Source organism: Pseudomonas sp. VEM90, from assembly GCF_054611535.1.
The window spans coordinates 133,457-159,403 of sequence record NZ_JBTRAR010000005.1 but is presented as its reverse complement, the minus strand read 5'-3'; the positions used below and the strand labels follow the sequence as shown (position 1 = coordinate 159,403).

27 protein-coding genes and 1 tRNA gene are annotated in these 25,947 nt (G+C 61.5%); 22 read left to right on the top strand and 6 right to left on the bottom strand.

Translation table 11 applies throughout. The features are described from left to right. Nucleotides 1-10 precede the first annotated feature (10 nt). The 18 genes from ACYCCG_RS07580 to ACYCCG_RS07495 all read left to right on the top strand — a co-directional run bounded on the left by ACYCCG_RS07580 (nt 11) and on the right by ACYCCG_RS07495 (nt 13,610). Nucleotides 11-484 carry a Dps family protein gene (locus ACYCCG_RS07580; protein ID WP_084854477.1) on the top strand — a complete coding sequence of 158 codons (474 nt, stop codon included), beginning with the start codon at nt 11-13 and terminating at the stop codon, nt 482-484. Between the two features lie 138 nt (nt 485-622). Then, complete coding sequence (locus tag ACYCCG_RS07575; RefSeq protein ID WP_176685101.1) at nt 623-952, top strand: ribbon-helix-helix domain-containing protein; 330 nt, start codon at nt 623-625, stop codon at nt 950-952. A 92-nt stretch (nt 953-1,044) separates the two neighbouring features. Beyond that, a complete protein-coding gene (locus ACYCCG_RS07570) occupies nt 1,045-1,266 on the top strand; it encodes an FmdB family zinc ribbon protein (RefSeq protein WP_010952365.1) in 222 nt (73 codons plus the stop codon). A 93-nt stretch (nt 1,267-1,359) separates the two neighbouring features. After that, entirely contained in the window at nt 1,360-3,135 is a 1,776-nt protein-coding gene (gene aspS, locus ACYCCG_RS07565; RefSeq protein ID WP_176685100.1) for an aspartate--tRNA ligase, read from the top strand. 114 nt (nt 3,136-3,249) lie between these two features. Next, complete coding sequence (locus ACYCCG_RS07560) at nt 3,250-3,996, top strand: YebC/PmpR family DNA-binding transcriptional regulator (RefSeq protein ID WP_003254770.1); 747 nt, start codon at nt 3,250-3,252, stop codon at nt 3,994-3,996. A 185-nt stretch (nt 3,997-4,181) separates the two neighbouring features. Further along, complete coding sequence (gene ruvC, locus ACYCCG_RS07555; protein WP_010952366.1) at nt 4,182-4,706, top strand: crossover junction endodeoxyribonuclease RuvC; 525 nt, start codon at nt 4,182-4,184, stop codon at nt 4,704-4,706. A 109-nt stretch (nt 4,707-4,815) separates the two neighbouring features. Continuing rightward, nucleotides 4,816-5,433 (top strand): Holliday junction branch migration protein RuvA, encoded by a 618-nt coding sequence (gene ruvA, locus ACYCCG_RS07550; RefSeq protein WP_051099711.1) that lies wholly within the window; start codon nt 4,816-4,818, stop codon nt 5,431-5,433. Next, nucleotides 5,430-6,476, top strand: coding sequence for a Holliday junction branch migration DNA helicase RuvB (ruvB, locus tag ACYCCG_RS07545; protein WP_003254766.1), 1,047 nt, complete (start codon nt 5,430-5,432; stop codon nt 6,474-6,476). Before ruvA ends, ruvB begins: the two co-directional genes overlap by 4 nt. A gap of 124 nt (nt 6,477-6,600) precedes the next feature. Continuing rightward, the gene (ybgC, locus tag ACYCCG_RS07540; RefSeq protein WP_016711994.1) at nt 6,601-7,053 is read left to right on the top strand and encodes a tol-pal system-associated acyl-CoA thioesterase; all 453 of its coding nucleotides are present in this window, start codon (nt 6,601-6,603) and stop codon (nt 7,051-7,053) included. A 2-nt stretch (nt 7,054-7,055) separates the two neighbouring features. Beyond that, complete coding sequence (gene tolQ / locus ACYCCG_RS07535) at nt 7,056-7,751, top strand: protein TolQ (protein WP_010952367.1); 696 nt, start codon at nt 7,056-7,058, stop codon at nt 7,749-7,751. Nucleotides 7,752-7,765: 14 nt separating this feature from the next. Then, entirely contained in the window at nt 7,766-8,218 is a 453-nt protein-coding gene (gene tolR, locus ACYCCG_RS07530; RefSeq protein ID WP_003254760.1) for a protein TolR, read from the top strand. After that, nucleotides 8,218-9,300, top strand: coding sequence for a cell envelope integrity protein TolA (gene tolA / locus ACYCCG_RS07525; RefSeq protein WP_176685099.1), 1,083 nt, complete (start codon nt 8,218-8,220; stop codon nt 9,298-9,300). The genes tolR and tolA overlap by 1 nt, the downstream gene beginning before the upstream one ends. Nucleotides 9,301-9,326: 26 nt before the next feature. Further along, nucleotides 9,327-10,598 carry a Tol-Pal system beta propeller repeat protein TolB gene (gene tolB / locus ACYCCG_RS07520; RefSeq protein ID WP_021783335.1) on the top strand — a complete coding sequence of 424 codons (1,272 nt, stop codon included), beginning with the start codon at nt 9,327-9,329 and terminating at the stop codon, nt 10,596-10,598. Between the two features lie 54 nt (nt 10,599-10,652). Continuing rightward, nucleotides 10,653-11,153: a peptidoglycan-associated lipoprotein Pal gene (gene pal, locus ACYCCG_RS07515; protein ID WP_003254755.1), complete on the top strand. Its 501-nt coding sequence runs from the start codon at nt 10,653-10,655 to the stop codon at nt 11,151-11,153. A 6-nt stretch (nt 11,154-11,159) separates the two neighbouring features. Continuing rightward, on the top strand, nt 11,160-11,966 hold the full coding sequence (gene ybgF, locus ACYCCG_RS07510; protein ID WP_176685098.1) for a tol-pal system protein YbgF: 807 nt from the start codon (nt 11,160-11,162) through the stop codon (nt 11,964-11,966). Nucleotides 11,967-12,134: 168 nt separating this feature from the next. Continuing rightward, nucleotides 12,135-12,782: a 7-carboxy-7-deazaguanine synthase QueE gene (gene queE, locus ACYCCG_RS07505; protein WP_003254753.1), complete on the top strand. Its 648-nt coding sequence runs from the start codon at nt 12,135-12,137 to the stop codon at nt 12,780-12,782. After that, nucleotides 12,782-13,474, top strand: a complete 693-nt coding sequence (queC, locus tag ACYCCG_RS07500) for a 7-cyano-7-deazaguanine synthase QueC (protein ID WP_076403786.1) — start codon at nt 12,782-12,784, stop codon at nt 13,472-13,474. The genes queE and queC overlap by 1 nt, the downstream gene beginning before the upstream one ends. 60 nt (nt 13,475-13,534) lie before the next feature. After that, nucleotides 13,535-13,610 (top strand) — tRNA-Lys (locus ACYCCG_RS07495). An 83-nt stretch (nt 13,611-13,693) separates the two neighbouring features. On the opposite strand, the gene ACYCCG_RS07490 is transcribed toward ACYCCG_RS07495, so the two are convergent. The 3 genes from ACYCCG_RS07490 to ACYCCG_RS07480 form a co-directional block, all read right to left on the bottom strand. Further along, nucleotides 13,694-14,653 carry a cation diffusion facilitator family transporter gene (locus tag ACYCCG_RS07490; protein WP_459669933.1) on the bottom strand — a complete coding sequence of 320 codons (960 nt, stop codon included), beginning with the start codon at nt 14,651-14,653 and terminating at the stop codon, nt 13,694-13,696. 148 nt (nt 14,654-14,801) lie between these two features. Continuing rightward, nucleotides 14,802-16,868: a methyl-accepting chemotaxis protein McpU gene (gene mcpU / locus ACYCCG_RS07485; protein WP_209967586.1), complete on the bottom strand. Its 2,067-nt coding sequence runs from the start codon at nt 16,866-16,868 to the stop codon at nt 14,802-14,804. Nucleotides 16,869-16,934: 66 nt separating this feature from the next. After that, nucleotides 16,935-18,287: an APC family permease gene (locus tag ACYCCG_RS07480; protein ID WP_459669932.1), complete on the bottom strand. Its 1,353-nt coding sequence runs from the start codon at nt 18,285-18,287 to the stop codon at nt 16,935-16,937. 445 nt (nt 18,288-18,732) lie between these two features. On the opposite strand from ACYCCG_RS07480, the gene ACYCCG_RS07475 reads away from it, so the two are divergent. Together ACYCCG_RS07475 and nadA are read left to right on the top strand one after the other, a co-directional pair. Next, complete coding sequence (locus tag ACYCCG_RS07475; RefSeq protein ID WP_459669931.1) at nt 18,733-20,241, top strand: YdgA family protein; 1,509 nt, start codon at nt 18,733-18,735, stop codon at nt 20,239-20,241. 274 nt (nt 20,242-20,515) lie between these two features. Next, nucleotides 20,516-21,574 carry a quinolinate synthase NadA gene (nadA, locus tag ACYCCG_RS07470; protein WP_003254747.1) on the top strand — a complete coding sequence of 353 codons (1,059 nt, stop codon included), beginning with the start codon at nt 20,516-20,518 and terminating at the stop codon, nt 21,572-21,574. Nucleotides 21,575-21,682: 108 nt separating this feature from the next. Here nadA and ACYCCG_RS07465 read toward each other — a convergent pair whose 3' ends face one another. Further along, a complete protein-coding gene (locus ACYCCG_RS07465; RefSeq protein ID WP_209967580.1) occupies nt 21,683-23,119 on the bottom strand; it encodes a M48 family metalloprotease in 1,437 nt (478 codons plus the stop codon). Between the two features lie 122 nt (nt 23,120-23,241). On the opposite strand from ACYCCG_RS07465, the gene ACYCCG_RS07460 reads away from it, so the two are divergent. Further along, a complete protein-coding gene (locus tag ACYCCG_RS07460) occupies nt 23,242-23,481 on the top strand; it encodes a sulfurtransferase TusA family protein (RefSeq protein WP_021783344.1) in 240 nt (79 codons plus the stop codon). A 20-nt stretch (nt 23,482-23,501) separates the two neighbouring features. Continuing rightward, complete coding sequence (locus ACYCCG_RS07455) at nt 23,502-24,572, top strand: AI-2E family transporter (protein ID WP_021783345.1); 1,071 nt, start codon at nt 23,502-23,504, stop codon at nt 24,570-24,572. Between the two features lie 117 nt (nt 24,573-24,689). On the opposite strand, the gene ACYCCG_RS07450 is transcribed toward ACYCCG_RS07455, so the two are convergent. Then, complete coding sequence (locus ACYCCG_RS07450; RefSeq protein WP_014755600.1) at nt 24,690-25,163, bottom strand: peroxiredoxin; 474 nt, start codon at nt 25,161-25,163, stop codon at nt 24,690-24,692. An 11-nt stretch (nt 25,164-25,174) separates the two neighbouring features. Next, nucleotides 25,175-25,735: a glycine cleavage system transcriptional repressor gene (locus ACYCCG_RS07445; protein ID WP_003254741.1), complete on the bottom strand. Its 561-nt coding sequence runs from the start codon at nt 25,733-25,735 to the stop codon at nt 25,175-25,177. Between the last annotated feature and the right edge of the window lie 212 nt (nt 25,736-25,947).

Sequence of the window (25,947 nt, the reverse complement as noted above, 5' to 3'; positions counted from 1 at the left end):
GGGGAGCTTCATGGCAATCGATATCGGTATCAGTGAAGAAGATCGCAAGTCCATCGTCGATGGGTTGTCCCGCCTGTTGTCGGATACCTACGTGCTGTATCTGAAAACCCATAACTTTCACTGGAACGTCACCGGCCCGTCGTTCCGCACCCTGCACCTGATGTTCGAAGAGCAGTACAACGAACTGGCGCTGGCAGTCGACTCGATCGCCGAGCGCATCCGTGCCCTGGGCTTCCCGGCACCGGGTTCGTATGCATTCTATGCACGGCACTCGTCGATCAAGGAGGAGGAAGGTGTCCCCCCGGCAGACGAGATGATCCGCCAGTTGGTTCAGGGGCAGGAGGCCGTGGTGCGCACTGCGCGCAGCATTTTCCCTGTGGTGGACAAGGTCAGTGACGAGCCGACCGCAGATCTGCTGACGCAGCGTATGCAGGTGCACGAGAAAACTGCCTGGATGCTGCGGGTACTGCTCGACGGCAACTGAGGCTTATCGAGCAAACAGCCCCGGTCGGTATGTCCGGCCGGGTTTCTCATGTTGTGCAGGAAGACTTTGCCGCTGCTTTAAGCTCGCCCGTCAGCGCTTCATAGGCCACCTGGTACCTGTGACGAGGAGGTGTGGCGCATGATGCAAGCGAGCAAGCGTATGGTTGGCCAGGGCAGTTGGCCAGGAAAACAGTGCATTGACCCGTTCAAGGCGGACTTCGACATGTTGCAGACGCAGCCGGTGTCACGTTCCGTGCGGCTCAACGGCTTTTCTACCTGTCTGCGCCTGGAGGCTGTCTACTGGGATATCCTGGAACGCATCGCCGCCGCCAACCGTTGTTCGGTCAGTGCCGTGTTGTCCTACGTGGACCGTGAAGTGCACCTGCGCCAGGGCGGTGTGCGCAACTTCAGCGGGCTGATCCGGGTAATCTGCGTGGCGTGGCTGCAGGACTCGCCAAGTGCGCGCTGATCGCCTGGCGGGCTGCGCAGTGCTTGCTAACCATATATAATCCCGCTTTTTGCTGCCCCGGCAGCCAGCGTTATGGTTGACGAGAGACACCCATGCCCCTTTATGACTATCAATGTGCGTCCTGCGAGCACCGCATGGAAGTGCTGCAGAAGATCAGCGCCGCGCCGCTGATCGATTGTCCGGCCTGTCAGGCACCGGCACTGAAAAAGCTGCTGTCGGTGCCAGGCTTTCGCCTGAGCGGTAACGGTTGGTACGAAACCGACTTCAAGACCGGGGCGAAAAAGAATCTGGCAGGCGGCGACAAGGCCGACTGAGTTGAATGCTGTGACCGGGTCTTGCAGTATTAGCCCTCCGGGCGGCCAAGGCCTCCACCGAATACACGAATCACGAGAAGCGAAACCACCATCATGATGCGCAGCCATTATTGCGGCCAACTGAACGAGAGCCTGGACGGCCAGGAAGTCACCCTTTGCGGCTGGGTCCATCGTCGCCGCGACCACGGCGGGGTGATCTTCCTCGACATCCGTGACCGCGAAGGCATGGCCCAGGTCGTGTTTGACCCGGATCGCGCCGAAACCTTCGCCGCCGCAGACCGCGTGCGCAGCGAATATGTCGTACAGATCACCGGCAAGGTCCGCAAGCGCCCTGAAGGTGCGGTGAATGCCAACATGGCCTCCGGTGCCATCGAGATCCTCGGCTACCAGCTGACTGTGCTCAACGAGGCGGAAACCCCGCCGTTCCCGCTGAACGAGTACTCCGACGTCGGCGAGGAAACCCGCCTGCGCTACCGCTTCATCGACCTGCGTCGCCCGGAAATGGCTGAAAAGCTGCGCCTGCGTTCGCGCATCACCAGCAGCATCCGTCGCTTCATGGACGACAACGGCTTCCTCGATGTCGAAACGCCGATCCTCACCCGTGCCACTCCGGAAGGCGCGCGCGACTACCTGGTGCCAAGCCGTACCCATGCCGGTAGCTTCTTCGCCCTGCCGCAGTCGCCCCAGCTGTTCAAGCAGTTGCTGATGGTCGCCGGCTTCGACCGCTACTACCAGATCGCCAAGTGCTTCCGTGACGAAGACCTGCGTGCCGATCGCCAGCCGGAATTCACCCAGATCGACATCGAGACCAGTTTCCTCGATGAAAGCGAGATCATGGGCCTGACCGAAAGCATGATCCGCAAGCTGTTCAAGGAAGTGCTCGACCTGGAATTCGGTGAGTTCCCGCACATGACCTTCGAAGAGGCCATGCGCCGCTACGGCTCCGACAAGCCAGACCTGCGTATTCCGCTGGAACTGGTCGACGTTGCCGACCAGTTGAAGGATGTCGACTTCAAAGTGTTCGCCGGCCCGGCCAACGATCCGAAGTGCCGCGTTACTGCCCTGCGTCTGCCAGGCGGCGCCAGCATGCCGCGCAGCAAAATCGACGAGTACACCAAGTTCGTCGGTATCTACGGTGCCAAGGGTCTGGCCTACATCAAGGTCAACGAGCGCGCCAAGGGCGTCGAAGGCCTGCAGTCGCCGATCGTCAAGAACATCCCTGAGGCCAACCTCAACAACATCCTCGATCGCGTTGGCGCCGTAGACGGTGACATCGTGTTCTTCGGTGCCGACAAGTTCAAGGTGGTCAGCGAAGCCCTGGGCGCGCTGCGTATTCGCCTGGGTCACGACTTCGAGCTGCTGACCTGCGAGTGGGCGCCGATGTGGGTCGTCGACTTCCCGATGTTCGAAGAGAACGAAGACGGCAGCTTCACTGCTCTGCACCACCCGTTCACCGCGCCGAAGTGCACCCCGGAAGAGCTCGAGGCCAGCCCGGCCACCGCCCTGTCCCGTGCCTACGACATGGTTCTGAATGGTACCGAGCTGGGTGGCGGTTCGATCCGTATCCACCGTAAAGAGATGCAACAGGCGGTATTCCGCCTGTTGGGTATCGGGGCAGAAGAGCAGGAAGAGAAGTTTGGCTTCCTGCTCGACGCTCTGAAGTTCGGGGCGCCGCCTCACGGTGGCCTGGCGTTCGGTCTGGACCGTCTGGTCATGCTGATGACCGGCGCCCAGTCGATCCGTGAAGTGATCGCGTTCCCGAAAACCCAGAGCGCCGCATGCGTCATGACCCAGGCCCCCGGCCTGGTCGACGCCAAGGCCCTGCGCGAACTGCACATCCGACTGCGCGAACAGACCAAGGTCGAGTAAGCAGTCCCCGGGCGCATCCACATGGATGCGCCTTTGCGTTTCGACGCAGGTATTTTCCCGTCCCGCCCCGTCATGGGGCGGGGCTGTTTGTGATTCAAAGGATTCGGAGTCGTTATGGCTGGTCATTCCAAGTGGGCGAACATCAAGCACCGCAAAGAGCGCCAGGATGCCAAAAGAGGCAAGGTCTTCACCAAGTGGATCCGTGAACTGACGGTCGCTGCCAAGCAGGGTGGCCCTGATCCGGCATCCAACCCGCGCCTGCGCCTGGCGTTGGACAAGGCCCTGGGCGCCAACATGAGCCGCGACATCATCGATCGCGCCGTGGCCCGTGGTGCCGGCACCAACGAAAGCGACAACGTCGAAGAGCTCAGCTACGAGGGTTACGGCCCGGGTGGCGTGGCGATCATGGTCGAAGCCATGACCGACAACCGCAACCGTACCGCTGCCGCCGTGCGTCATGCCTTCACCAAGTGTGGCGGCAACCTGGGTACTGACGGCTCGGTGGCTTACCTGTTCGAGCGCAAAGGCCAGATCAGCTTTGCCCCGGGCGTGGAAGAGGACGCGTTGATGGAAGCGGCTATGGAGGCCGATGCCGACGACGTGGTGGCCAACGACGATGGCTCGTTCGACGTATTCACTTCGTTCAACAGCTTCTATGCCGTGCGTAACGCCCTGGAAGAGGCTGGCTTCAAGGCCGCTGACGCGGAAATCGTCATGCAACCGACCACCAGCGCCGAGCTCGACCAGGACGGTGCCGAAAAGGTGCTCAAGTTGATCGACATGCTCGAAGACCTGGACGACGTGCAGAACGTCTATTCCAATGCCCAGATTTCCGACGAGATCATGGAAAACCTAGGCTAAGGTGATTTGGCATTTTGTGCCAACGCTGAGCGTTTGATAGCGCCTGTGCCGGCCCTTTCGCGGGTAAACCCGCTCCTACAGGTATTACGCCCATTTCAAATGTGGTGCAGTAACTGTAGGAGCGGGTTTACCCGCGAAAGGGCCGGCGCAGTTTGTAGAGATGCATCATTTTTTCGACGGGCTTTATGACTCTGATTCTAGGTATCGACCCTGGCTCGCGCATCACCGGCTATGGCGTGGTACGCCAGACTGCCCGTGGTTGCGAGTACGTGGCGTCGGGCTGCATCCGCACCGGCAGCGGTGAGCTGCACGAGCGGCTGCAGATTGTTTTTCGTGGTGTCAGTGAAATCATTGCCCAGCACGGCCCGGTGACCATGGGCATCGAACGGGTGTTCATGGCCCGCAACGCCGATTCGGCGCTCAAGCTTGGCCAGGCGCGGGGCGCGGCTATCGTCGCCGCCGCCGAGGCTGGCCTGGAGATCGCCGAGTACAGCGCCACCCAGGTCAAGCAGGCCGTGGCCGGCACAGGTGGTGCCAACAAGGAGCAGGTGATGATGATGGTCATGCACCTGCTGAAATTGACGCAAAAACCGCAGATTGACGCTTCCGATGCCCTGGCCATCGCGCTGTGCCATGCCCACACCCGCTCCAGCCTGGTGCCGCATGGCTTGACCACCGCGCGGCGACGCGGCGGGCGCTTGCGTCTGTGAGCGCTTCATGCGCTGATACACATTTTGTTCGGGTGATACGTTCACCTGCTGCATTTGCTGATAGGGTTGAGCGGTCTTTGACCGGCTCCCCGAGAGGAAGGATCGGAACGTGATTGGACGTTTGCGCGGCACCCTGGCGGAAAAACAACCGCCTCACCTGATTATCGACGTCAACGGCGTGGGTTACGAACTGGAAGTTCCCATGACCACGCTGTACCGTCTGCCCAAAGTGGGGGAACCCGTCACGGTGCATACCCATCTGGTCGTGCGCGAAGATGCCCACTTGCTCTACGGCTTTGCCGAAAAACGCGAGCGCGAGTTGTTCCGCGAGCTGATCCGCCTGAACGGCGTAGGGCCGAAGCTGGCCCTGGCGCTGATGTCCGGGCTGGAAGTGGATGAACTGGTGCGCTGCGTGCAGGCCCAGGACACCTCGGCCCTGGTGCGCGTGCCAGGCGTCGGCAAGAAAACCGCCGAGCGCTTGCTGGTCGAGCTCAAGGACCGTTTCAAAGCCTGGGAAACCTCGCCGGCCATGTTCACCCTGGTCTCCGATGGGCCTTTACCGGTCGCCAGCGAGTCCAGTGCCGAGGCCGATGCAGTCAGTGCCCTGGTTTCGCTGGGCTACAAGCCGCAGGAAGCCAGCAAGGCCATCGCCGCGATCAAGGACAAGGCCGGCCTGAGCAGTGAAGAGCTGATCCGCCGCAGCCTGAAAGGGATGATTACCAAGTGATCGAAGCCGACCGCCTGATTGCCGCCAGTGGCCGCGACCGCGAAGAAGTCCAGGACCGTGCGATTCGCCCCCTGAGCCTGGACGAGTACATCGGTCAGCCAGTGGTGCGAGAGCAGATGGCGCTGTTCATCCAGGCTGCCCGCGGCCGCGGCGAGTCGCTTGACCACACGCTGATCTTCGGCCCTCCCGGCCTGGGCAAGACCACCCTGGCCAACATCATCGCCCATGAAATGGGGGTGTCGGTGAAGAGCACTTCAGGGCCGATTCTCGAGCGCCCTGGGGACCTGGCAGCCATGCTGACCAACCTCGAGCCGCACGACGTGCTGTTCATCGATGAAATCCACCGGCTGTCGCCTGTTGTCGAAGAAGTGCTGTACCCGGCCATGGAGGACTTCCAGCTCGACATCATGATCGGCGAAGGCCCGGCCGCCCGTTCCATCAAGCTTGATCTGCCACCTTTCACCCTGGTGGGGGCTACTACCCGTGCCGGCATGCTGACCAACCCGCTGCGTGACCGCTTCGGTATCGTCCAGCGCCTGGAGTTCTACAACGACAAGGATCTGAGTACCATCGTCAGCCGCTCGGCCAACATCCTTGGCCTGGCCATCGAGGACCAGGGCGCCTACGAGATTGCCCGCCGTGCCCGTGGCACGCCGCGCATCGCCAACCGCCTGCTGCGCCGCGTGCGTGACTACGCCGAGGTGCGCGGCAAGGGCCAGATCACCAAGGCCGTGGCTGACATGGCGCTGAACCTGCTGGACGTCGACGAGCGTGGCTTCGACCATTCGGACCGTCGCCTGCTGCTGACCATGATCGAGAAGTTCGATGGCGGCCCGGTGGGTGTGGACAACCTGGCTGCGGCCATCAGTGAAGAGCGTCATACCATCGAGGATGTGCTTGAGCCGTACCTCATCCAGCAGGGCTACATCATGCGCACACCACGCGGCCGCGTGGTCACCCGGCATGCCTACCTGCACTTTGGGCTGAATATCCCCGGGCGCTTGGGGGAGGGGGGCGATTTTTCCGAGCCAGGCGATGAATGACAGATCAAAAGCGACTTTTTGTGGTCCTACCGCTGGCATGCCCTTGGTGCGCTGGCAATAAGACATTAATGAAGAAAAACAGTTGCCATAGCGGATTGGCAAGCTGAGGAGTAAGCACTAGAGTATGCGCGCGCAAAATCAGCTCGAACCGTTCGCACATCGGTGTCGCGTCTATTACGAAGATACCGATGCGGGCGGCGTGGTGTATTACGTCAACTACCTGAAATTCATGGAGCGCGCGCGCACCGAACGCCTGCGGCACCTGGGCTTTTCCCAGTCGCAGCTGGCTGAAGACAACCTGCTGTTCGTGGTCCACTCCAGCGAAGCGCGCTATCACGCGCCGGCGCGGCTTGATGACGAATTGCGGGTGACCGCGCAAGTACTTGAACTCAATCGCGCCAGCCTGCGTTTCGTACAGCAGGTGTGGCGGGAAAAGGATGAAACGCTGCTTTGCGAAGGGCAGTTCCTGGTGGCCGCCGTGCGCGCCGACACTTTCAAACCCCGAGCCATACCCCCCCAGCTGCGCGACGCCTTTGCGGCGGACGGCTCGGGTAATCAATCGAATGCAGGAGAATAAGCGTGGAAGCTAACGTCGTCGACCATACCTCCATGTGGAGTCTGGTCAGCAATGCCAGCGTGGTGGTACAGCTGGTAATGCTGACCCTGGTGGCCGCCTCGGTCACCTCATGGATCATGATCTTCCAGCGCAGCACCATGCTGCGCGCCGGTCGTCGTGCGCTGGATGCCTTCGAAGAGCGCTTCTGGTCGGGCATCGACCTGTCCAAGCTGTACCGCCAGGCAGGCAGCAACCCAGACCCGGACTCCGGCGTGGAGCAGGTGTTCCGTGCCGGTTTCAAAGAGTTCTCGCGCCTGCGCCAGCAGCCGGGTGTTGACCCGGATGCCGTCATGGAAGGTGTTGGCCGTGCCATGCGTGTGGCCATCTCGCGGGAGGAAGAAAAACTCGAGCAAAGCTTGCCGTTTCTGGCCACCGTTGGTTCGACCAGCCCGTACATCGGCCTGTTCGGCACTGTGTGGGGCATCATGAACTCCTTCCGTGGCCTGGCCAGCGCCCAGCAGGCCACCCTGGCCACCGTTGCTCCGGGCATCGCCGAAGCGCTGATCGCTACCGCCATCGGCCTGTTCGCGGCAATCCCGGCTGTCATTGCCTACAACCGTTTCGCCGCGCGCAGTGAAGTGCTGATCGGCCGTTACTACACCTTCGCCGACGAGTTCCAGGCGATCCTGCACCGCAAAGTGCACACCAGCGAAGAGTAATCAGGTAGAAGCCCATGGCCCGAGTTCGCCACAAACGCAAGCCCGTCGCCGAGATGAACGTGGTGCCCTACATCGACGTGATGCTGGTGCTGCTGGTCATCTTCATGGTGACGGCGCCCATGCTCAACCAGGGCGTGAAGGTCGACCTGCCCAAGGTTTCCAGCGAAGCCTTGCCGCAGGACAACAACGTCCAGATCCTCACCATCTCCATCAAGGCCGATAAAACCTATTACTGGAACCTCGGCAGTGAAGTCGATACCGACAAGCAGATGGACAAGGCCATGACCTTGCCGGCCATGACCGACGCCGTCACCAAGATCATTGCTGCCGGCCGTGACCAGGGCAAGCAGACCCAGGTGTTCATTCGTGGCGACAAGGCTGTCGACTATGGCGCGGTCATGGGTGCCATGGGCGGGTTGCAGAAGGCCGGTGTCGGTAACGTTGGCCTGATTACCGAGGCGCCCTGATGCAACAGCGAGAGCCATCCGCCTCGGAAAGCTACTTCTGGCCCAGTGTCTGGGCCATCGGCCTGCATGTGCTGGTGTTCGCCCTGCTGTTCGTCAGTTTTGCCATGACGCCTGAGCTGCCGCCATCCAAGCCGATTGTTCAGGCTACCCTGTATCAGCTCAAGTCCAAGAGCCAGGCGACCACCCAGACCAATCAGAAAATTGCCGGGGAGGCGAAGAAAACCGCTTCGCGCCAGACCGAAGTCGAGCAATTGGAACAGAAGAAGGTCGAGCAAGAGGCCGTGAAGGCCGCGGAACAAAAGAAGGCCGACGCTGCTCAAAAGGCCGAAGAGGCTCGCGAGGCGGCTGAAGCGAAAAAAGCCGAGGCCGCTGAAGCTGCCAAGGCTGCCGAGGCGAAGAAAGCCGCCGAAGCCAAGAAGGCCGATGAGGCGAAGAAAGCCGCCGAGAAGCAGCAGGCCGACATCGCCAAGAAAAAAGCCGAAGAAGAGGCCAAGAAAAAGGCCGCTGAAGAGGCGAAGAAACAAGCCGCCGAGGACGCCAGGAAGAAGGCAGCCGAAGAGGCCAAGAAGAAAGCAGCCGAGGACGCCAAGAAGAAAGCGGCGGCCGAGGATGCGAAGAAGAAGGCAGCTGAAGAGGCCAAGAAGAAGGCCGCTGCAGACGCCCAGAAGAAAAAGGCACAGGAAGCGGCCCGCAAGGCGGCAGAAGACAAGAAAGCCCAGGCCTTGGCCGAGCTGTTGTCTGACACCACCGAGCGGCAGCAGGCACTGGCCGACGAGCAGGGCGATCAGGTGGCTGGCGACTTCGACGACCTGATTCGTATGCGCGCGGCCGAGGGCTGGGCGCGTCCGCCTTCCGCGCGCAAGGGCATGACGGTGACCCTGCAGGTCAGCATGTTGCCGGACGGTACCATTACCAGTGTCAGCGTGGCCCGTTCCAGTGGTGACGGCCCGTACGACAGTTCGGCAGTGGCTGCGGTCAAGAACATTGGTCGTCTGACCGAGATGCAGGGTATGAAGCCGAGCGATTTCAACCGTTATCGTTCGTTCAAGATGACATTTACACCTGAGGATCTAGCGTTGTGATTAAACGTCTGAGAGGACTGCTGGTCATGCTGTGCTGCGTGGCAGGCATGGCGGTGGCAGAGGAAAAGAACATCCTGGTCACCAGCGGCAGCGACCGGGCTACGCCCATCGCGGTAGTGCCGTTCGGTCTGCAGGGCGGCAGCGTGCTGCCGGAAGACATCGCCGACATCATCGGCAACGACCTGCGCAACTCTGGCTACTACTCGCCAATTCCGCGGCAGAACATGATCAGCCAGCCGTCGCAGGCCAGCGAAGTGATCTTCCGTGACTGGAAAGCGCTGGGAGCCCAGTACGTAATGGTCGGCAGCATCGTGCCGTCGGGCGGTCGCCTGCAGGTGCAGTACGCGCTGTTCAACGTCGCTACCGAGCAGCAAGTGCTGACCGGCAGCGTAGCGGGCAGCACCGACCAGTTGCGCGACATGGCGCACTACATTGCGGACCAGTCGTTCGAGAAGCTCACCGGCATCAAGGGCGCGTTCTCTACGCGCATGCTGTACGTGACGGCCGAGCGTTTCTCCACCAACAACACCCGCTACACCCTCCAGCGTTCGGACTATGACGGAGCGCGTGCGGTGACCCTGCTGCAATCGCGTGAGCCGATCCTGTCGCCGCGCTTTGCGCCGGATGGAAAGCGTATCGCCTACGTTTCGTTCGAGCAGAAGCGCCCACGTATCTTCGTGCAGAACATCGATACTGGCCGTCGCGAGCAGGTCACCAACTTCGAGGGCCTGAACGGCGCGCCAGCCTGGTCGCCGGACGGTTCGCGCCTGGCGTTCGTGCTGTCCAAGGACGGCAACCCGGACATCTACGTGATGAATATGGCTTCGCGCCAGATCAGCCGTGTTACTGCAGGCCCGGGTATCAATACCGAGCCGTTCTGGGGCAAAGATGGCAACACCCTTTACTTCACTTCCGACCGTGGCGGCAAACCGCAGATTTATAAACAGTCGGTCAGTGGTGGCGGTGCCGAGCGCGTAACGTTCGTGGGTAACTACAACGCCAACCCGAAACTTTCGGCGGACGAAAAGACCCTGGTAATGATTCATCGCCAACAAGGTTTTACCAACTTCAAAGTGGCGGCACAGGACTTGCAGCGCGGAAGTGTAAAGATTCTGTCTGAAACAAGTCTTGATGAGTCTCCCACTGTTGCGCCAAACGGCACCATGCTAATCTACGCCACCCGCCAGCAGGGCCGGGGAGTCTTGATGCTCGTGTCGCTTAATGGCCGCGTGAGGCTCCCACTTCCTACCGCTCAAGGCGAAGTCAGAGAACCGTCCTGGTCCCCTTACCTGAACTGATTGCGGCGTAATACATTTTGCTTAACACACTGGGGTTTCATTAGGAGTTTCACGATGGAAATGCTGAAGTTTGGTAAATTTGCTGCGCTGGCCCTGGCCATGGCCGTAGCTGTAGGTTGCTCCTCGAAGGGCGGTGACAACGCAGGCGAAGGCGCTGCTGTAGATCCTAACGCTGGCTACGGTGCCAACACTGGCGCTGTTGACGGCTCCCTGAGCGAAGAAGCCGCCCTGCGCGCAATCACCACCTTCTACTTCGAATACGACAGCTCGGACCTGAAGCCAGAAGCCATGCGCGCTCTGGACGTTCACGCCAAGGACCTGAAAGCCAACGGCAACCGTGTTGTTCTGGAAGGTAACACCGACGAGCGCGGCACCCGCGAGTACAACATGGCTCTGGGTGAGCGTCGTGCGAAAGCCGTTCAGCGCTACCTGGTTCTGCAGGGCGTTTCCCCTGCTCAGCTGGAACTGGTTTCCTACGGCGAAGAGCGTCCAGTTGCTACCGGCAACGACGAGCAGTCCTGGGCTCAAAACCGTCGCGTAGAACTGCGTAAGTAAGTTCTTATGCGTATGTGCCGCCGTGTAGTAACCGTCCTCGCACTCAGCCTGCCGCTTGCGGCCTGGGCTGAGGTCCCTGTAGTAGATGACAACGCAGGCAGCTATCCGCCTGCGGGTTATGGCACGAGCGGCGCCTATGCCGGGTCAGGGGCTTCGGCCCCTGCCTCTGCACAGGGTCAGCTGTTCATGCAGCTGCAACAGATGCAGGATCAGATTTCCCGCCAGCAAGGCATCATCGAAGAGCTGCAAAACGATGTGTCGCGCATGAAGCAGGAAAGCCTGGAGCGTTACCAGGACCTGGACCGTCGCATCAACAGTGGCGCTGCGCCTGCCGCAACCCCTGACAATTCCTCCGGTGGTGGTGCGTCCAATGCCGCCCCCGATGCCGCAGCAGGTGCTGCTGCGCAACAACCGGCCGGCAGTAGCCAGCCCAGCGATCCGGCGAAAGAAAAGCTCTACTATGATGCTGCGTTCGACCTGATCAAACAGAAAGACTTCGACAAGGCCAGTCAGGCGTTCAATGCCTTCCTGCGCAAGTACCCCAACAGCCAGTATGCCGGTAATGCCCAATACTGGTTGGGTGAGGTGAACCTGGCCAAGGGCGACCTGCAAGGCGCCAGCCAGGCCTTTGCCCAGGTCAGCCAGAAGTACCCAAAGCACAGCAAGGTGCCAGATTCGCTGTACAAACTGGCTGATGTCGAGCGCCGTATGGGCCACACCGACAAGGTAAAGGGCATCCTGCAGCAGGTCATCACCCAGTACCCCGGCACCTCTGCCGCTCAACTGGCCCAGCGTGACCTGCAAAGGCTCTAGGCGTTGCCGCTGTACCGCTAGAAAGAAACCCGCGCCAGTCGCGGGTTTTTTCGTTAGAATCACTGCCCTTTTTTCGTAAACACGCTGCTGCGGATAACGCTATGTCGAGTCCGCGACAGTGCCTGACGGAGGCGGACAGCCTGTTTAGCTGTCACGCCCGTGGCGAGCATGCAAGACACATTACGCATCACCGAAGTCTTTTACTCTTTGCAGGGTGAGACGCGAACGGCCGGGCTACCCACGGTATTTGTGCGCCTCACCGGTTGCCCCCTGCGTTGCCAGTACTGCGACAGTGCCTATGCCTTCAGTGGTGGTACCGTACGCACCCTTGATTCGATCCTTGAGCAAGTGGCCGGCTTCAAGCCGCGCTACGTCTGTGTCACCGGTGGCGAACCACTGGCCCAGCCCAACGCCTTGCCGTTGCTGCAGCGGCTGTGTGACGCTGGTTACGAGGTGTCGCTGGAAACCAGCGGCGCGCTGGATATTGCCGGCACCGACACCCGCGTCAGCCGTGTGGTCGACCTGAAAACCCCAGGCTCCGAAGAGTCGCACCGTAACCGCTACGAGAACATCGAGCAGCTGACACGTAACGACCAGGTCAAGTTCGTCATCTGTTCCCGCGAGGATTATGACTGGGCGGTATCCAAGCTGATCCAGTACAACCTGGCTGAGCGTGCCGGTGAGGTGTTGTTCTCACCCAGCCATCATCAGGTGAACGCCAGTGACCTGGCAGACTGGATCGTTGCTGACAACTTGCCCGTACGCTTCCAGCTGCAGCTGCACAAGCTGCTGTGGAACGACGAGCCCGGACGTTGATTGAGGAGCACGTACACATGACTGAAAAACGCGCAGTAATCCTGTTGTCCGGCGGCCTGGACTCAGCCACCGTGGTTGCCATGGCCAAAGCTGAAGGCTACAGCTGCTACACCATGAGCTTTGACTACGGCCAGCGTCATCGTGCCGAGCTGAACGCCGCTGCCCGCGTGGCCCGTGACCTGGGCGTGGTCGAGCACAAGGTGATTGGGCTGAACCTCGACGGCATCGGCGGTTCGGCATTGACCGACAGCAGTATCGACGTGCCGGAAGCGCCGGGTGAAGGCATTCCGGTCACTTACGTGCCGGCGCGCAATACTGTGTTCCTTTCGCTGGCCCTGGGTTGGGCAGAAGTGCTGGAAGCGCGCGACATCTTCATTGGCGTCAATGCCGTGGATTACTCCGGCTACCCGGATTGCCGGCCCGAGTTCGTCGAGGCCTTCGAGCGCATGGCCAACCTGGCGACCAAGGCTGGCGTAGAAGGGCAGGGCTTCCGCATCCAGGCGCCGTTGCAGAACATGAGCAAGGCTCAGATCGTGCAGGCTGGTATGGCCCGTGGTGTGGACTACAGCCTGACCGTTTCCTGCTACCAGGCCGACGATGACGGCCGCGCCTGTGGCAAATGCGACAGCTGCCGCCTGCGCGCCGATGGCTTCAAGGCAGCCGGTATCGAAGACCCAACGCGGTATTTTTGAACAAAGTTTGATGGGGTATTGATTTCTCGTTAGAAATCAGTATTATACGCGCCATCCAACGGGTCGTTAGCTCAGTTGGTAGAGCAGTTGGCTTTTAACCAATTGGTCGTAGGTTCGAATCCTACACGACCCACCATACTCAGTACGTCAAAGCCCGCAATCAGAAATGGTCGCGGGCTTTTTCGTTTTTTGGAATGCTGGGGCGCAAAGCGCCTCGATTTACTCGGCCCACTCAGGATCCCCGGTAAATACCACCGTCAGCCAACGGTCCGGCCCTTCGCCGCCTACCGCGTCGCCAATCTCGTTGCGCCAGGCATCCCATTCATCGATGGTCTTCGCCGCCATGGTTTTGGGCACGATGAAATACAGCTCAATCTCCCTCGAGCGCCCGACCTTGGCGACATAGGCGCGGTAAGACTGCAGGCCGTGGCGGGCGACGAAGGCCTTGGCCACTTCATCCACGTGCAGTTTGAGGTCGCCGGGGGTGACCAGGAAGATTTCAGACAGCGCCTGACGCACCACCGACATCGGCAACGGCACGATCACCAGGCACACCAGCGCCAGCACCGCCGGGTCGATGTACGGTGATACCCATTCAAGCGAAGTGCCCTGCACGGCATAGCCAAAGCAGAAGGCGATCAGTAGTGCGGCAGTGATGCTGGCCGACATCACCCAGCCCTTGACGTCCATGCGTACGAAGTCTGACTTCAGTTTGCGGTTGGCGCGGGCCTCGACGACGGCGATGGTCACGCAGGTGATCACCGTCAGCATTGCGTAGACCATGGCAATGCCGAACTCCAGGTGGCGCCCGCCTTGCAGCAGGCTGCTGACGGCGTTGATCAGCGCGTAGATGGCCACGCCGCTGAGCAGGATGCCGTTGAGCGCCAGTACCATGGGCTCCAGGTGCCAGAAACCCATGGTGAAGCGTTCGCGCAGCTTGCGCGACATCTGCACGCTGGTGGTGTGCGAAGTGATCAGCTTGACCACCACCAGCGACAGCCCGCTCATGCTGGCGTCGACCAGCGAGTAGACGCCGTCGAAGATGATGGAAAACGAGCCGGAGGCCAGGCCGAAGGCGATGCCGATGGTGGCGATGAACAGGGTGGCAGCGATCGAGGTGCGTAAAAGCCCTTGTTCGCTGGTGATGTCGAAGAAAGTGGATCGGGTTGCGGTTTGCATGAATAGTGCTCAGTAAAAACGATGATGCTGTGGTGTCTGTACCGGCCTCTTCGCGGGCAAGCCCGCTCCTACAGGGGCTTGCGCCGCCTACAAGAGCAGTGCAAATCCCGTGTAGGAGCGGGTTTACCCGCGAAGAGGCCCTCACAGGCTAGACGCGAAACTGCTCCATTAGCGCTTGCTGCTGGTTGGCCAGCCGGTTCAGGGCTTGGCTGATGCGTGCTGATTCATCGGCCTGCCCGGCCAGTGATTCTGTCACGTCTCGAATGCCGGCCACGTTACGGTTCACTTCCTCGGCCACCGCGCTCTGCTCTTCCGCCGCCGAGGCAATCTGCAGGTTCATGTCGCTGATGACCGCCACCGCCTCGCCAATGCGCTGCAGTGCTGGCAATGCCTGCTCCATGCGTGCGGCGCTGTCCTGGGCCTGGCGTTGGCCTGCATGCATGGCCCCGACAACGTCCTGTGTACCTTGTTGAAGGCCTTCGATGACCTGGCGAATTTCCTCCACCGAGACCTGCGTGCGCTGGGCCAGGCCGCGGACCTCATCGGCAACCACGGCGAAGCCACGCCCGGCTTCGCCTGCGCGGGCCGCTTCGATGGCGGCATTCAGTGCCAGCAGGTTGGTTTGCTCGGCAATGGTGCGGATCACTTCAAGCACCGAGCCGATTTGCCCGCTGCGGTCTTCCAGTGCGCGCGCCTCGTCCATGGCAGTGTTCATGCCTGCGGCCAGGCGGTCGATGCCCTGGCGCGTGCTGTCCACCAGTTGCAAGCCTTCCTGGCTGGCCTGATCCGCAGCACGTGCGGCCTGGGCCGCCTGCGAGGCGTTGTGGGCGACATCCAGGGCTGTAGCGCTCATTTCGTTGGCCGCTGTGGCCACCTGTTCGATTTCGCGGTGCTGTTGCTGCATGCCGTTGCTGGTCTGGCTGGCAATGGCGGCCGATTGGTCGGCGGTGTCGCGTGCCTCCTGCAGCGACCCTTTGACCTGGGCAATAGTCGGTTGCAACTTGTCGAGGAAGCGGTTGAACCAGCTGGTGAGCTGGCCCAGTTCATCCTGGCGGGCGTAGTCCAGGCGGCAAGTAAGGTCGCCCTCGCCACTGGCAATGTCTTCCAGGCGTGCAGCCACGGCCAGGATTGGCCGGCTAACGCCGCGCGCGGTCAGCCATACCAGCAGCAAGCCGGCGATTGCCGTGCCAAGGCCTATCAGCAGGCTGATGCGGTTGGCGTTCTGGTTATGGGCATCAAGGCGCTGGTTGAGGGCTACGGCAGGGGCCTGCAGCACGCTTTCCGGCAACTCCAGCAATACCTGCCACTGGGCTGTGTCAGGGATGGGCATGAAGGGGTGGGCCACGCGCAGCAGCCCGTCGGCTACCGCCTTGTCCATGGGCTTGCCGAGTGCGCTGTCGTCGCGACTGTTGCCGGCCAGCAGGCCGGCGGCGGTGGCGATGCTCACCTGGCCCTGGCCGTCGAACAGATCGCGGCGGCCGTCCACACTCAGTTGCTGCAGGTTGGCCAGGCCGATGTCAATGCCGACCACGCCGATGACCTTGCCGTGTTCCAGCAATGGTAGGGCGATGCTGGTCATCAGCACCTGGCGTCCGTTGACCTCGTCGAGGTACGGCTCGAGCATGCAGGTTCTGGCGGTGTCCTGCGGGCAGGTCAGCCAGCGGTTCTTCGCCGCGCCGTTGCTGCCAATGCTGTTGTCACCGAGCATCGTTTCCGGCATGGCTTCAAGTTCCAGGGTGCCGGGGCTGGGTTGTGACCAGTACAGCGAGAAACGCCCGCTCTCATTGCTGCCCACGGCGTCCTGGCCGAGGTACTGGCTGTCCTGCTGGTCCAGGGCATTGGGCTGGAACACCAGGTACAGACCGATCACATCCGGATTGCCGGCCAGGCTGGCACGCGCCTGGCGGGTCAGTTCGGCGCGCAGGTCGCTACCACCACGGGCCTTCAGCACTTGCACCAGGCGGGCAAACCCATTGCCGTACTGGTAGGCGTCCATGAAGTAGCGCTGGATACGCAAGGCCTGGGTTTCGGCTTGGGCCTGCAGGCGCTGGCGGGCGCTGTTTTCAAGCATGGCAGTGTTGGCCTGGTTGACCAGGGCAGCGCTGCGATGCGCCTGGGTCAGCGAGGTGGCTACCAGCAAGGCGACAATGGCCAGCAGGCACAGCCCGGCGAGCAGGGTGATCTTCCATTGGATGGAGAGGCGACGCAGCGGCATGAGGGCTTTCCTTATCGGTCAAGTACAACGCCCGCGGTCAGGCGCGGGCGTTGTGGGCAGCAGGGTTCATTCGGCGACATAGTTGGGTGGTGCCGAGCGGAAGGCTTTGGTCAGCCAGCCCAGGTAGACCAGCCCGAGCGCAGCCCAGATGCCGCCAAACATCAGCGAATGTGCGTTCAGGTCCAGCCATAGCGAGACGATGATGCAGAAGCCGATGGTAGGCAGTACCAGATACTTCAACTGGTTGGACAGGCCTTTGCGATTGCCTTCACGCAGGTAGCAGTGGTTGATCACCGACAGGTTGACGAAGCTGAACGCGACCAGGGCGCCGAAGTTGATGATCGAGGTGGCAGTCACCAGGTCGAAGAAGATCGCCGACAGCGAAATGACGCCGACCACGGCAATGTTCAGCACGGGTGTCTTGTAGCGCGAATGCAGGCGGGCGAAGACCCTGGCCGGGATCACGTTGTCGCGGCCCATTACATACAGCAGGCGCGACACGCTGGTTTGCGAGGCCAGGCCCGAGGCGATGGTGTTGATTACGGTGCAGGCGATGAAGATTGACTGGAATAGCTTGCCGCCAACGTACAGGGCGATTTCCGGCAGGGCCGCTTCCTGGTCGTGGAAACGGGCCATGGTCGGGAAGTAGGCCTGGATGAAATACGACACAGTGATGAACACCACGCCGCCGATCAATGCGGTGAGGAAGATCGCCCGGGGGATGGTCTTGGCCGGGTCGCGGGTCTCCTCGGACAGGCAGGTGACAGCGTCAAAGCCCAGGAACGAGAAGCACAGGATGGTCGCACCGGCGGCCAGGGCGCTGAACTGGGTCTGGCTGTCGGCGAACGGTATCAGGCTCCAGGTGGTACCCAGCCCTTCACCATGGTCCAGGCCGCGCACGCACAGGTAGATGAACACGGCGATGATCGCCACCTGCACACCCACGAACAGCAGGTTGAAGTGCGCCACCAGGTTCACGCTGCGCATATTGATCAGGCTGATCAGGGTGACGAAGCCGGCCACCCACATCCACTCCGGCACTTCCGGGAACATGGCTGAAAGGTAAAGCTTGGCCAGCAGTGCGTTGACCATTGGCAGCAGCAGGTAGTCCAGTAGCGAAGACCAGCCGACCAGGAAGCCCACATGCGGGTTGATTGCGCGTTGGGTGTAGGTGTAAGCCGAACCCGACTGCGGAAAGCGCTTTACCAGGGTGCCATAGCTTACGGCGGTGAACAGGATGCCGGCCAGCGCCAGAATGTAGGCGCTGGGTACGTGGCCGGCGGTAACCCCGCTGACGATGCCGAAGGTGTCGAACACGGTCATCGGGGTCAGGTAGGCCAGGCCGATGATGATCACGTGCCAGAGGCGCAGGGTTTTGCGGAGTTGGCCGTTGCCGGAAGCGCTCTGGTCAGGCTGCATGCTGGCATGGCTCCTGCTGCTGGGCGTAAACGACGGGCACGGTGTATTGCGCATGCGGCAAGGGCGAGCGGATGGGCTCCATATTGTTCACCTTTTATGTTGGAGCGGCGGGAGGCGCGGGGGAGCGCGCAAAGTGGTGAAAATAAAAAACGATGGGTAGGTGGGTGTCAAGTTAAACATGACAAGATGTTGCTAAATTGAAATATTTATCGATTAAATACGGGTTTTGTTCGGTTTTTGCGCGTTTATTTGCGATTATGATCAACTGGCGTGTTCGTAAAAATTAACGAATCCTTTGCTTGCTTGCCTCGGTGTCAGACGTGTCCGAAAAATGGCATTTCTCGACCTGGGCCAGCGCTCGGTCCAATCGGGGGTGGTACTCTTCGTTTTCTGCGTGGCCTCTGGCCGCCTTCGAAGCCCTTACGGACAGCAATCGGTTCTATTCATGAAGAAATCAGTTGGCATCCTTTCCGGCCTGGCTATCGCCATTGCCGTCGCAACTACCGCAGGCGCCTGGTACACCGGCAAGCAGCTGCCTGCAGAGCTGGACAACGCCCTTGCACGCAGCAACGCCGAACTCGGAAAGGCCCTGGTCAGTACCGGTGGTAGCATGAGCATCGAGCGTGTGTCGCTGGAGCAGCATCTCTTCAGCAGTACTGCCCAGTACCGGCTCAAGGCTCGCGACATCAACGTGGGTGAGGGCGAAGTGATCAATTTTGACGTGGGCGTGACCGACCAGATCGAGCACGGCCCGTTTCCCTGGTCCAGGGTCAGGGCGCTGAAGCTGATGCCGGTAATGGCGGTCAGCAACAGCACGCTGCAGAAGGATGAGGCCGTCGCGCCATGGTTCGCCGCTGCGGGTGAAAAGGCCCCGATCAGTGCGCAGACCAGCCTGGGTTACAGCGGCAGTGTGGTCAGCCAGGTTCAGCTGGCGCCGCTCAAGTTGGATGAAGCGGATGGCAACAGCCTGGACTTCTCGGGCATGCAGTTCGAAGTCAGCGGGGACAAGGAGGGCAAGGCCTCGACGTTCCACGGCCAGGCCGACAGTCTCGTGATTAAAAGGGTGCAAGACGACCAGCCGCCGGCCACGTTCGAGCTCAAAGGGCTGACGTTTGGCGGTAACCTCGCAGCCACTGTGCACGACGCCATCTATGTGGGCAACGTCGATCTGGCGTTGGCTGAAACCAAGGTCACACTTGGGCCCAGACAGCAGGTGCTGTTGATCAAGGGGCTGGAGCAGAAGGCCTTGCAAACCCTCGAGGGCACGGACACCGTGGGTGGGCGCGCGGAGTACAAGGTCGGCGACATCAGCTGGGATGGCCGCGCGGTAGGCAAGGCACAGATGGCGGTGAGCGTGACTTCGGTTAACGCCCCGGCGTTGCAGGCATTGTCGAAGTGGTACCAGTCGCACTTGCCGGAGTTCGAGGCCGCCAGTGCGGCTGGCCAGCCGGTGCCGCAGATCCAGATGGACGATGCCGAAAAGGCCCGCTTCCAGGGTGACTTGCAGAAATTGCTGGCCGCCAAGCCCAAGCTGGCGGTGGAAAACCTGTCGTTCAAGACCGCCAATGGCGAGAGCCGCTTCAACCTGTCGATGGACCTTGCCGCGCCGACCAGCTTCGACCTGCCGCCGGACCAGCTGAGCAAGCAGATTATCACTGAGGTGAAAGGCAAGCTGTCGCTGTCCAAGCCGATGATTGGTGACCTGGCGACCTTGCAGGCATTGCTGGATGGCCAGACCGACACCCAAGCGATAGCCATGCAGTCGAGTCAGGCGGGGGAGATGGTCGGCATGATGGCGTTGCAGAGCGGCATGGCTATCGTGCAGGGCGATGATGTGGTCAGCAGCCTGCACTATGCCGATGGCATGGTCGAGTTCAATGGCAGAAAAATGACCGTGGAAGAATTTGCCATGTTCATGGCGGCGCATCTGGCGGCCCTGTCGCCGCAGGGGTGATGGTTTCTCCTGTTGCGGCCTCTTCGCGGGTGAACCCGCTCCTACAAGGATTTCACAGTGTAGGAGCGGGTTTACCCGCGAAGAGGCCAGTACAGGCAACACAAAAACCACTTTAGTAATCGCTGGATTGTCTGTAGCCTTCGGCCTCCGATAATAATCCGCGCCCGCAGAGGGCCGTGGCGGTCAGTGTGCCGTCCGGCACCCTTAGCCGATCTGCCAGGGCCGGGTGATACACTCGATTTGACGCGCAAGCGCGCCTGCAGGTCCAGCGATCATGACCCAGATTTCCGAACGCCTTTTGGTTCAGGCCCACCTCGACGCCAAGCAGCCCAACCCGCTGACAGCCGAGCAGGAGGCCGAATACCGTGCGGCCATCGCTGCCGAGCTCAAAGCCCAGAATGCGGTGCTGGTTGCCCACTATTACTGCGACCCGGTCATCCAGGCACTGGCTGAAGAAACCGGCGGCTGTGTATCCGACTCTTTGGAAATGGCCCGTTTCGGCAAGAACCACCCGGCCGAAACGGTCATCGTGGCCGGTGTGCGCTTCATGGGCGAGACGGCAAAAATCCTCACCCCGGAAAAGCGCGTGCTAATGCCGACCCTGGAGGCCACCTGCTCGCTCGACCTGGGCTGCCCGGTAGAAGAGTTCTCGGCCTTCTGCGACCAGCACCCTGAGCGCACCGTGGTGGTCTACGCCAACACGTCCGCAGCGGTGAAGGCACGCGCCGACTGGGTAGTGACGTCGAGCTGCGCGCTGGAAATTGTCGAAAGCCTGATGGACAACGGCGAAACCATCATCTGGGGCCCGGACCAGCACCTGGGCCGTTACATCCAGAAGCAAACCGGTGCCGACATGCTGCTGTGGGACGGTGCCTGCATCGTTCACGAGGAGTTCAAGTCGCGCCAGTTGGCCGACATGAAGGCGCTGTACCCGGATGCTGCGATCCTGGTGCACCCCGAGTCGCCGGAAGCGGTGATCGAGTTGGCCGACGCGGTGGGCTCCACCAGCCAGCTGATCAAGGCTGCCCAGACCCTGCCGAACAAAACCTTCATCGTCGCCACCGACCGCGGCATCTTCTACAAGATGCAGCAGCTGTGCCCGGACAAGGAATTCGTCGAAGCCCCCACCGCCGGCAACGGCGCGGCATGCCGCAGTTGCGCGCACTGCCCGTGGATGGCGATGAACACCCTGGAGCGGGTGCTGGATTGCCTGCGTAACGGCACCAACGAGATTTTCGTCGACCCGGCGCTGGTGCCCAAGGCGATCAAGCCGCTTAATCGCATGCTGGACTTTACCCAGGCGGCGCGGCTGAAGCTGTCTGGTAATGCCTGACGCCAGACCGCGTCATACTCTTCGCGGGCTCGCCCGCTCCCACAGATATTGCACCGTTTACCAAGGCGGTGGAGTACCTGTGGGAGCGGGCTTGCCCGCGAATCGCCTTCAGCGCCCCATCATTTCCTGAACCATGCGCCGCTGCTCCATGATCTCGCGCTGGCGCTGGTCAATCTGTGAGGCCAGCGGGAAGTTACCGCCTGCCCGACGCTTGGCGTAATCCAGCTGCTGGATTGCCTGGTCAAAGTCGCCGACCAGCGTGAAGTACTCGGCCCGCGCCCGGTGCAAGCCAATGGTATTGCCCGACAAGCCACGCACCTCGGCCATGTCGTACCACACATCCGGGTCATCCGGCCGACTCTTCACCAGCTCGTTCAACACCTTCTCGGCCTCAGCCGGCTTGTTCTGTTTCACCAGCAGGTCGGCACGCACCTGTTTCAACGGGTAGTTGCCCGGGTACAGCCCCTGCATCCGTTCGGCGCGCTGCTGGGCGTCGGCAAGACGGTTGTTGGTGATGTCCAGGTCGATCTGTGCCAGGTTGTAGGTGATGTCGTTGGGCGCCTTGGCCAGCAGCGGCTTGAGCATTTCACGCGCCTCGTTCAATCGCCCACCCTTGATCTGCGCCAAGGCCAGGCCATAACGTGCAGCGTCCAGCTTTGGGTCTTCGTCCAGTTGGGCACGGAAGCGTTTGGCGGCAAGCCCCGGTGTGCCCTCGTAGATCAGTGCCACCCGGGCGCGGATCAGTTGGTAGCGCATGCTGTCTTCAATGCCACCCTTGGGCGCCTGGTCGGCGCGGTTACGGGTGTCGGCAATACGTGATTCGGTCACCGGGTGGGTCAGCAGGAATTCCGGCGGTTTGGCGTCATACCGGTACTGGCGTGCCAGGCGCTCGAACATGGTCGGCATGTTGCGTGGATCGTAGCCGGCCTTTTCCAGGTTCTGGATACCGATGCGGTCGGCTTCCTGTTCATTCTGGCGCGAGAAGCGCCGTTGCTCCTGAATGGCCGCTGCCTGGGTGCCGGCAATCATGCCGATGCCCGCATCGCCGGCGCCACCTGCGGCCAGCACGATGCCGGCCAGCAGCGCCGCCATCATCGGCAGCTGCATGCGCTGCTGAGCCTCGACACCCCGCGCGAAGTGGCGTTGCGACAAGTGCGCCAGTTCGTGGGCCAGCACCGAGGCATATTCGCCCTCGGTCTGGGCGTTGAGGAACAGCCCACCGTTGACCCCTACAATGCCACCCGGGGCGGCGAAGGCGTTCAGCTCGCGGCTGTCGATCAGGATGAATTCCAGGCGCCGGTCCTGCAGCTGGCTGGTTTCGGCCAGCTTGTACACGCTGGTTTCGACATAGTCCTTGAGCTGTGGGTCATTGAGCTGATTGACCTGGCCGCGCAGCAGGCTGAGCCAGGCGCGGCCCAGTTGGTGCTCCTGTTGCGGCGAGACGATCGCAGAACTGGCATCACCCAGTGATGGCAGGTCGTCAGCATGGCCGGGAAGGGCCATCAGGCAGGCCAGCGTCAGCAGGGTAGGGCGCAGTAGATTCATGCATGAAGCTCGCGTCGGATCAAAGATACCTACTGTAGCGGGCTCACACGTTGACGACCAGTGGCGCTATCCTAGCCAGCCATGCCAGGAAGCAGCCTGGCGACGCCTTTGGAGACCCTGCGATGAGTAACACCCTGACCTGCGACGCCGAACTGGACGCCAGCGGGCTGAATTGCCCTTTGCCACTGCTCAAGGCCAAGATGGAGCTCAATCGCCTGGCCAGTGGTGCGGTGCTCAAGGTCATCGCCACTGACGCAGGCTCGCAGCGCGACTTCCGCACTTTCGCCCAGTTGGCCGGTCATACCCTGCTGCATGAAACGGCCGAGGCCGGTACCTACACTTACTGGCTGCGCAAGGCCTGAGTCTTTTCCAAGGATCGTCAATGTTCAAAGTCTTTCGCGACTGGGTGCAGCGCTACTTCTCCGATGAGGAAGCAGTGGTGCTGGCGGTCCTGTTGTTCCTGGCATTTACCGCAGTGCTCACCCTGGGCGGCATGCTCGCGCCGGTGCTGGCGGGCATGGTGCTGGCGTTTCTGATGCAGGGGCTGGTCAACGCCCTGGAGCGCGTGCGGGTACCGACACGGCTGGCAGTGATGCTGGTGTTCGCCCTGTTCATGGGCGCGCTGGCGGTGTTCATGCTGGTGCTGGTGCCGTTGCTGTGGCACCAGCTGATTACGCTGTTCAACGAGCTGCCGGGGATGCTTGGCAAGTGGCAGTCGTTGTTGCTGCTGCTGCCGGAGCGGTATCCGCACCTGGTGTCGGACGAGCAGGTGTTGCACGCCATCGAGTCGGTGCGCGGTGAAATTGGCAAGTTTGGTCAATGGGCGCTGACCTTCTCGCTGTCCAGCCTGCCACTGCTGGTCAATGCCATGATCTATCTGGTGCTGGTGCCGATTCTGGTGTTCTTCTTCCTGAAGGATCGCGAACTCATTGGCCGCTGGGTTAGCGGCTACCTGCCGCGCCAGCGCACCTTGCTGAGCCGGGTGGGCAGCGAGATGAACCGGCAGATCGCCAACTACATCCGCGGCAAGGGCATCGAGATCTTGATCTGCGGCATTGCCACTTACATTGCCTTCATCAGCCTGGGGCTCAACTACGCAGCGCTATTGGCGTTGCTGGTGGGGCTGTCGGTGGTGGTGCCTTACGTGGGCGCAGTGGTCGTGACTGTGCCGGTCACCTTGATTGCGCTGTTCCAGTGGGGCTGGGGCGACCAGTTCATCTACCTGATGACGGTGTACGCGATCATTCAGGCGCTGGATGGCAATGTGCTGGTGCCGCTGCTGTTCTCTGAAGCGGTGAGCCTGCACCCGGTGGCGATTATTTGTGCAGTGCTGCTGTTTGGCGGGCTATGGGGGTTCTGGGGGATATTTTTCGCCATCCCGCTGGCGACGCTGATCAAGGCCGTGCTGGATGCGTGGCCCAAGCAGGAGCCTAGCGTTTCACCGATGCTTTGAAGGTAATTGGGGCCGCTCTGCGGCCCTTCGCGGGCATGCCCGCTCCCACTGGGCCCTGCACAATTCCTGTGGGAGCGGGCGTGCCCGCGAAGGGCTGCAAGGCAGCCCCATTCAATTTCAAGCCTTGTTCAAGGTCTGAGCAGCAGCCAGAACTGCATCCACATGCCCGGGCACCTTCACCCCGCGCCATTCCTGGCGCAGCACACCGTCCTTGTCGATCAGGAAGGTGCTGCGGTCAACGCCCATGTACTCCTTGCCATACAGCTTCTTCAGCTTGATCACATCGAACAGCTGGCACAGGGCCTCGTCCTTGTCGCTGATCAGCTCGAACGGGAAGCCTTGCTTGGCCTTGAAGTTCTCGTGGGACTTGATGCCATCACGCGACACTCCGAATACCACGGTGTTGGCCGCGGCGAAGGCGTCATGCTGGTCGCGGAAGCCCTGGCCCTCGGTGGTGCAGCCTGGGGTGCTGTCCTTGGGGTAGAAGTACACCACCACCTGCTGGCCCTTGAGTTCGGCAAGGCTGACGGTTTGCCCGCTGGTGGCCTGGGCCTGGAAGTCGGCGACAGGTTGGTCGAGTGCTACAGCCATGATCGGTTTCCTTACATTGGGTTCTGTGGCCGCCATGGCTCGATCAGTGCGTCGAGGTTGAGGGCATCGGCAAAGTCCAGGAACTGGTCGCGTAGCCAACTGATCTGCGTGCCTGCTGGCAGAATCACGGTGAACTGGGCGTTGAGCATGCTGCTACCGGTTTGCGGTGCCAGGTAGGTGTCGCAGGTCATGGCTTCCAGCTCGACGCGGTGGTCGAGGAAGAACTGGCACAGCTCGTTGATGATGTCGGGGCGGTAGGCAGCGCTGACGTAGGCCACATACGGAAGGGCCTGCGGGCGCACTTCCTGGTCGGCGCTGCGGACCACGTCGAGGGTCAGGCCGTGCTTCTTGCCCAGGCCTGGCAGGGTGGATTCGAGGCGTGCCAGGGCGTCCCAGCTGCCGCCAACCTGCAGCACCAGAGCGCTGGTCTCGCCGTGGCGGCTCAGGCGCGAGGTGACCACCGCGCAGCGGTTTTCGAAGGCAGCGCGGCTGAGGACGTTGGCCAGCTCCATGGGGTTCGGGCCCAGGGCACTGATGACAAGGAATTGTTCGCGGACGGTGGGGGTGGACATGCAGCATTCCTAAAGCGATGAGCGGTCGGCACAGGACGGGCAAAAGCCTCCTGTCGGCAGGGCCCGGGGCTCGCATGCGAGGTCTTGGACGCTGGCGGGGAGCAAGGTCGACGGCCCGGCGGGCCGCGCTGCACCGATCAAAGGGCCAAGGGTAGCGAAATAAGCCGCCGAGGGGAATGCTCCACCCGCCTGCTTCGCTTGTGCAAGGTCGA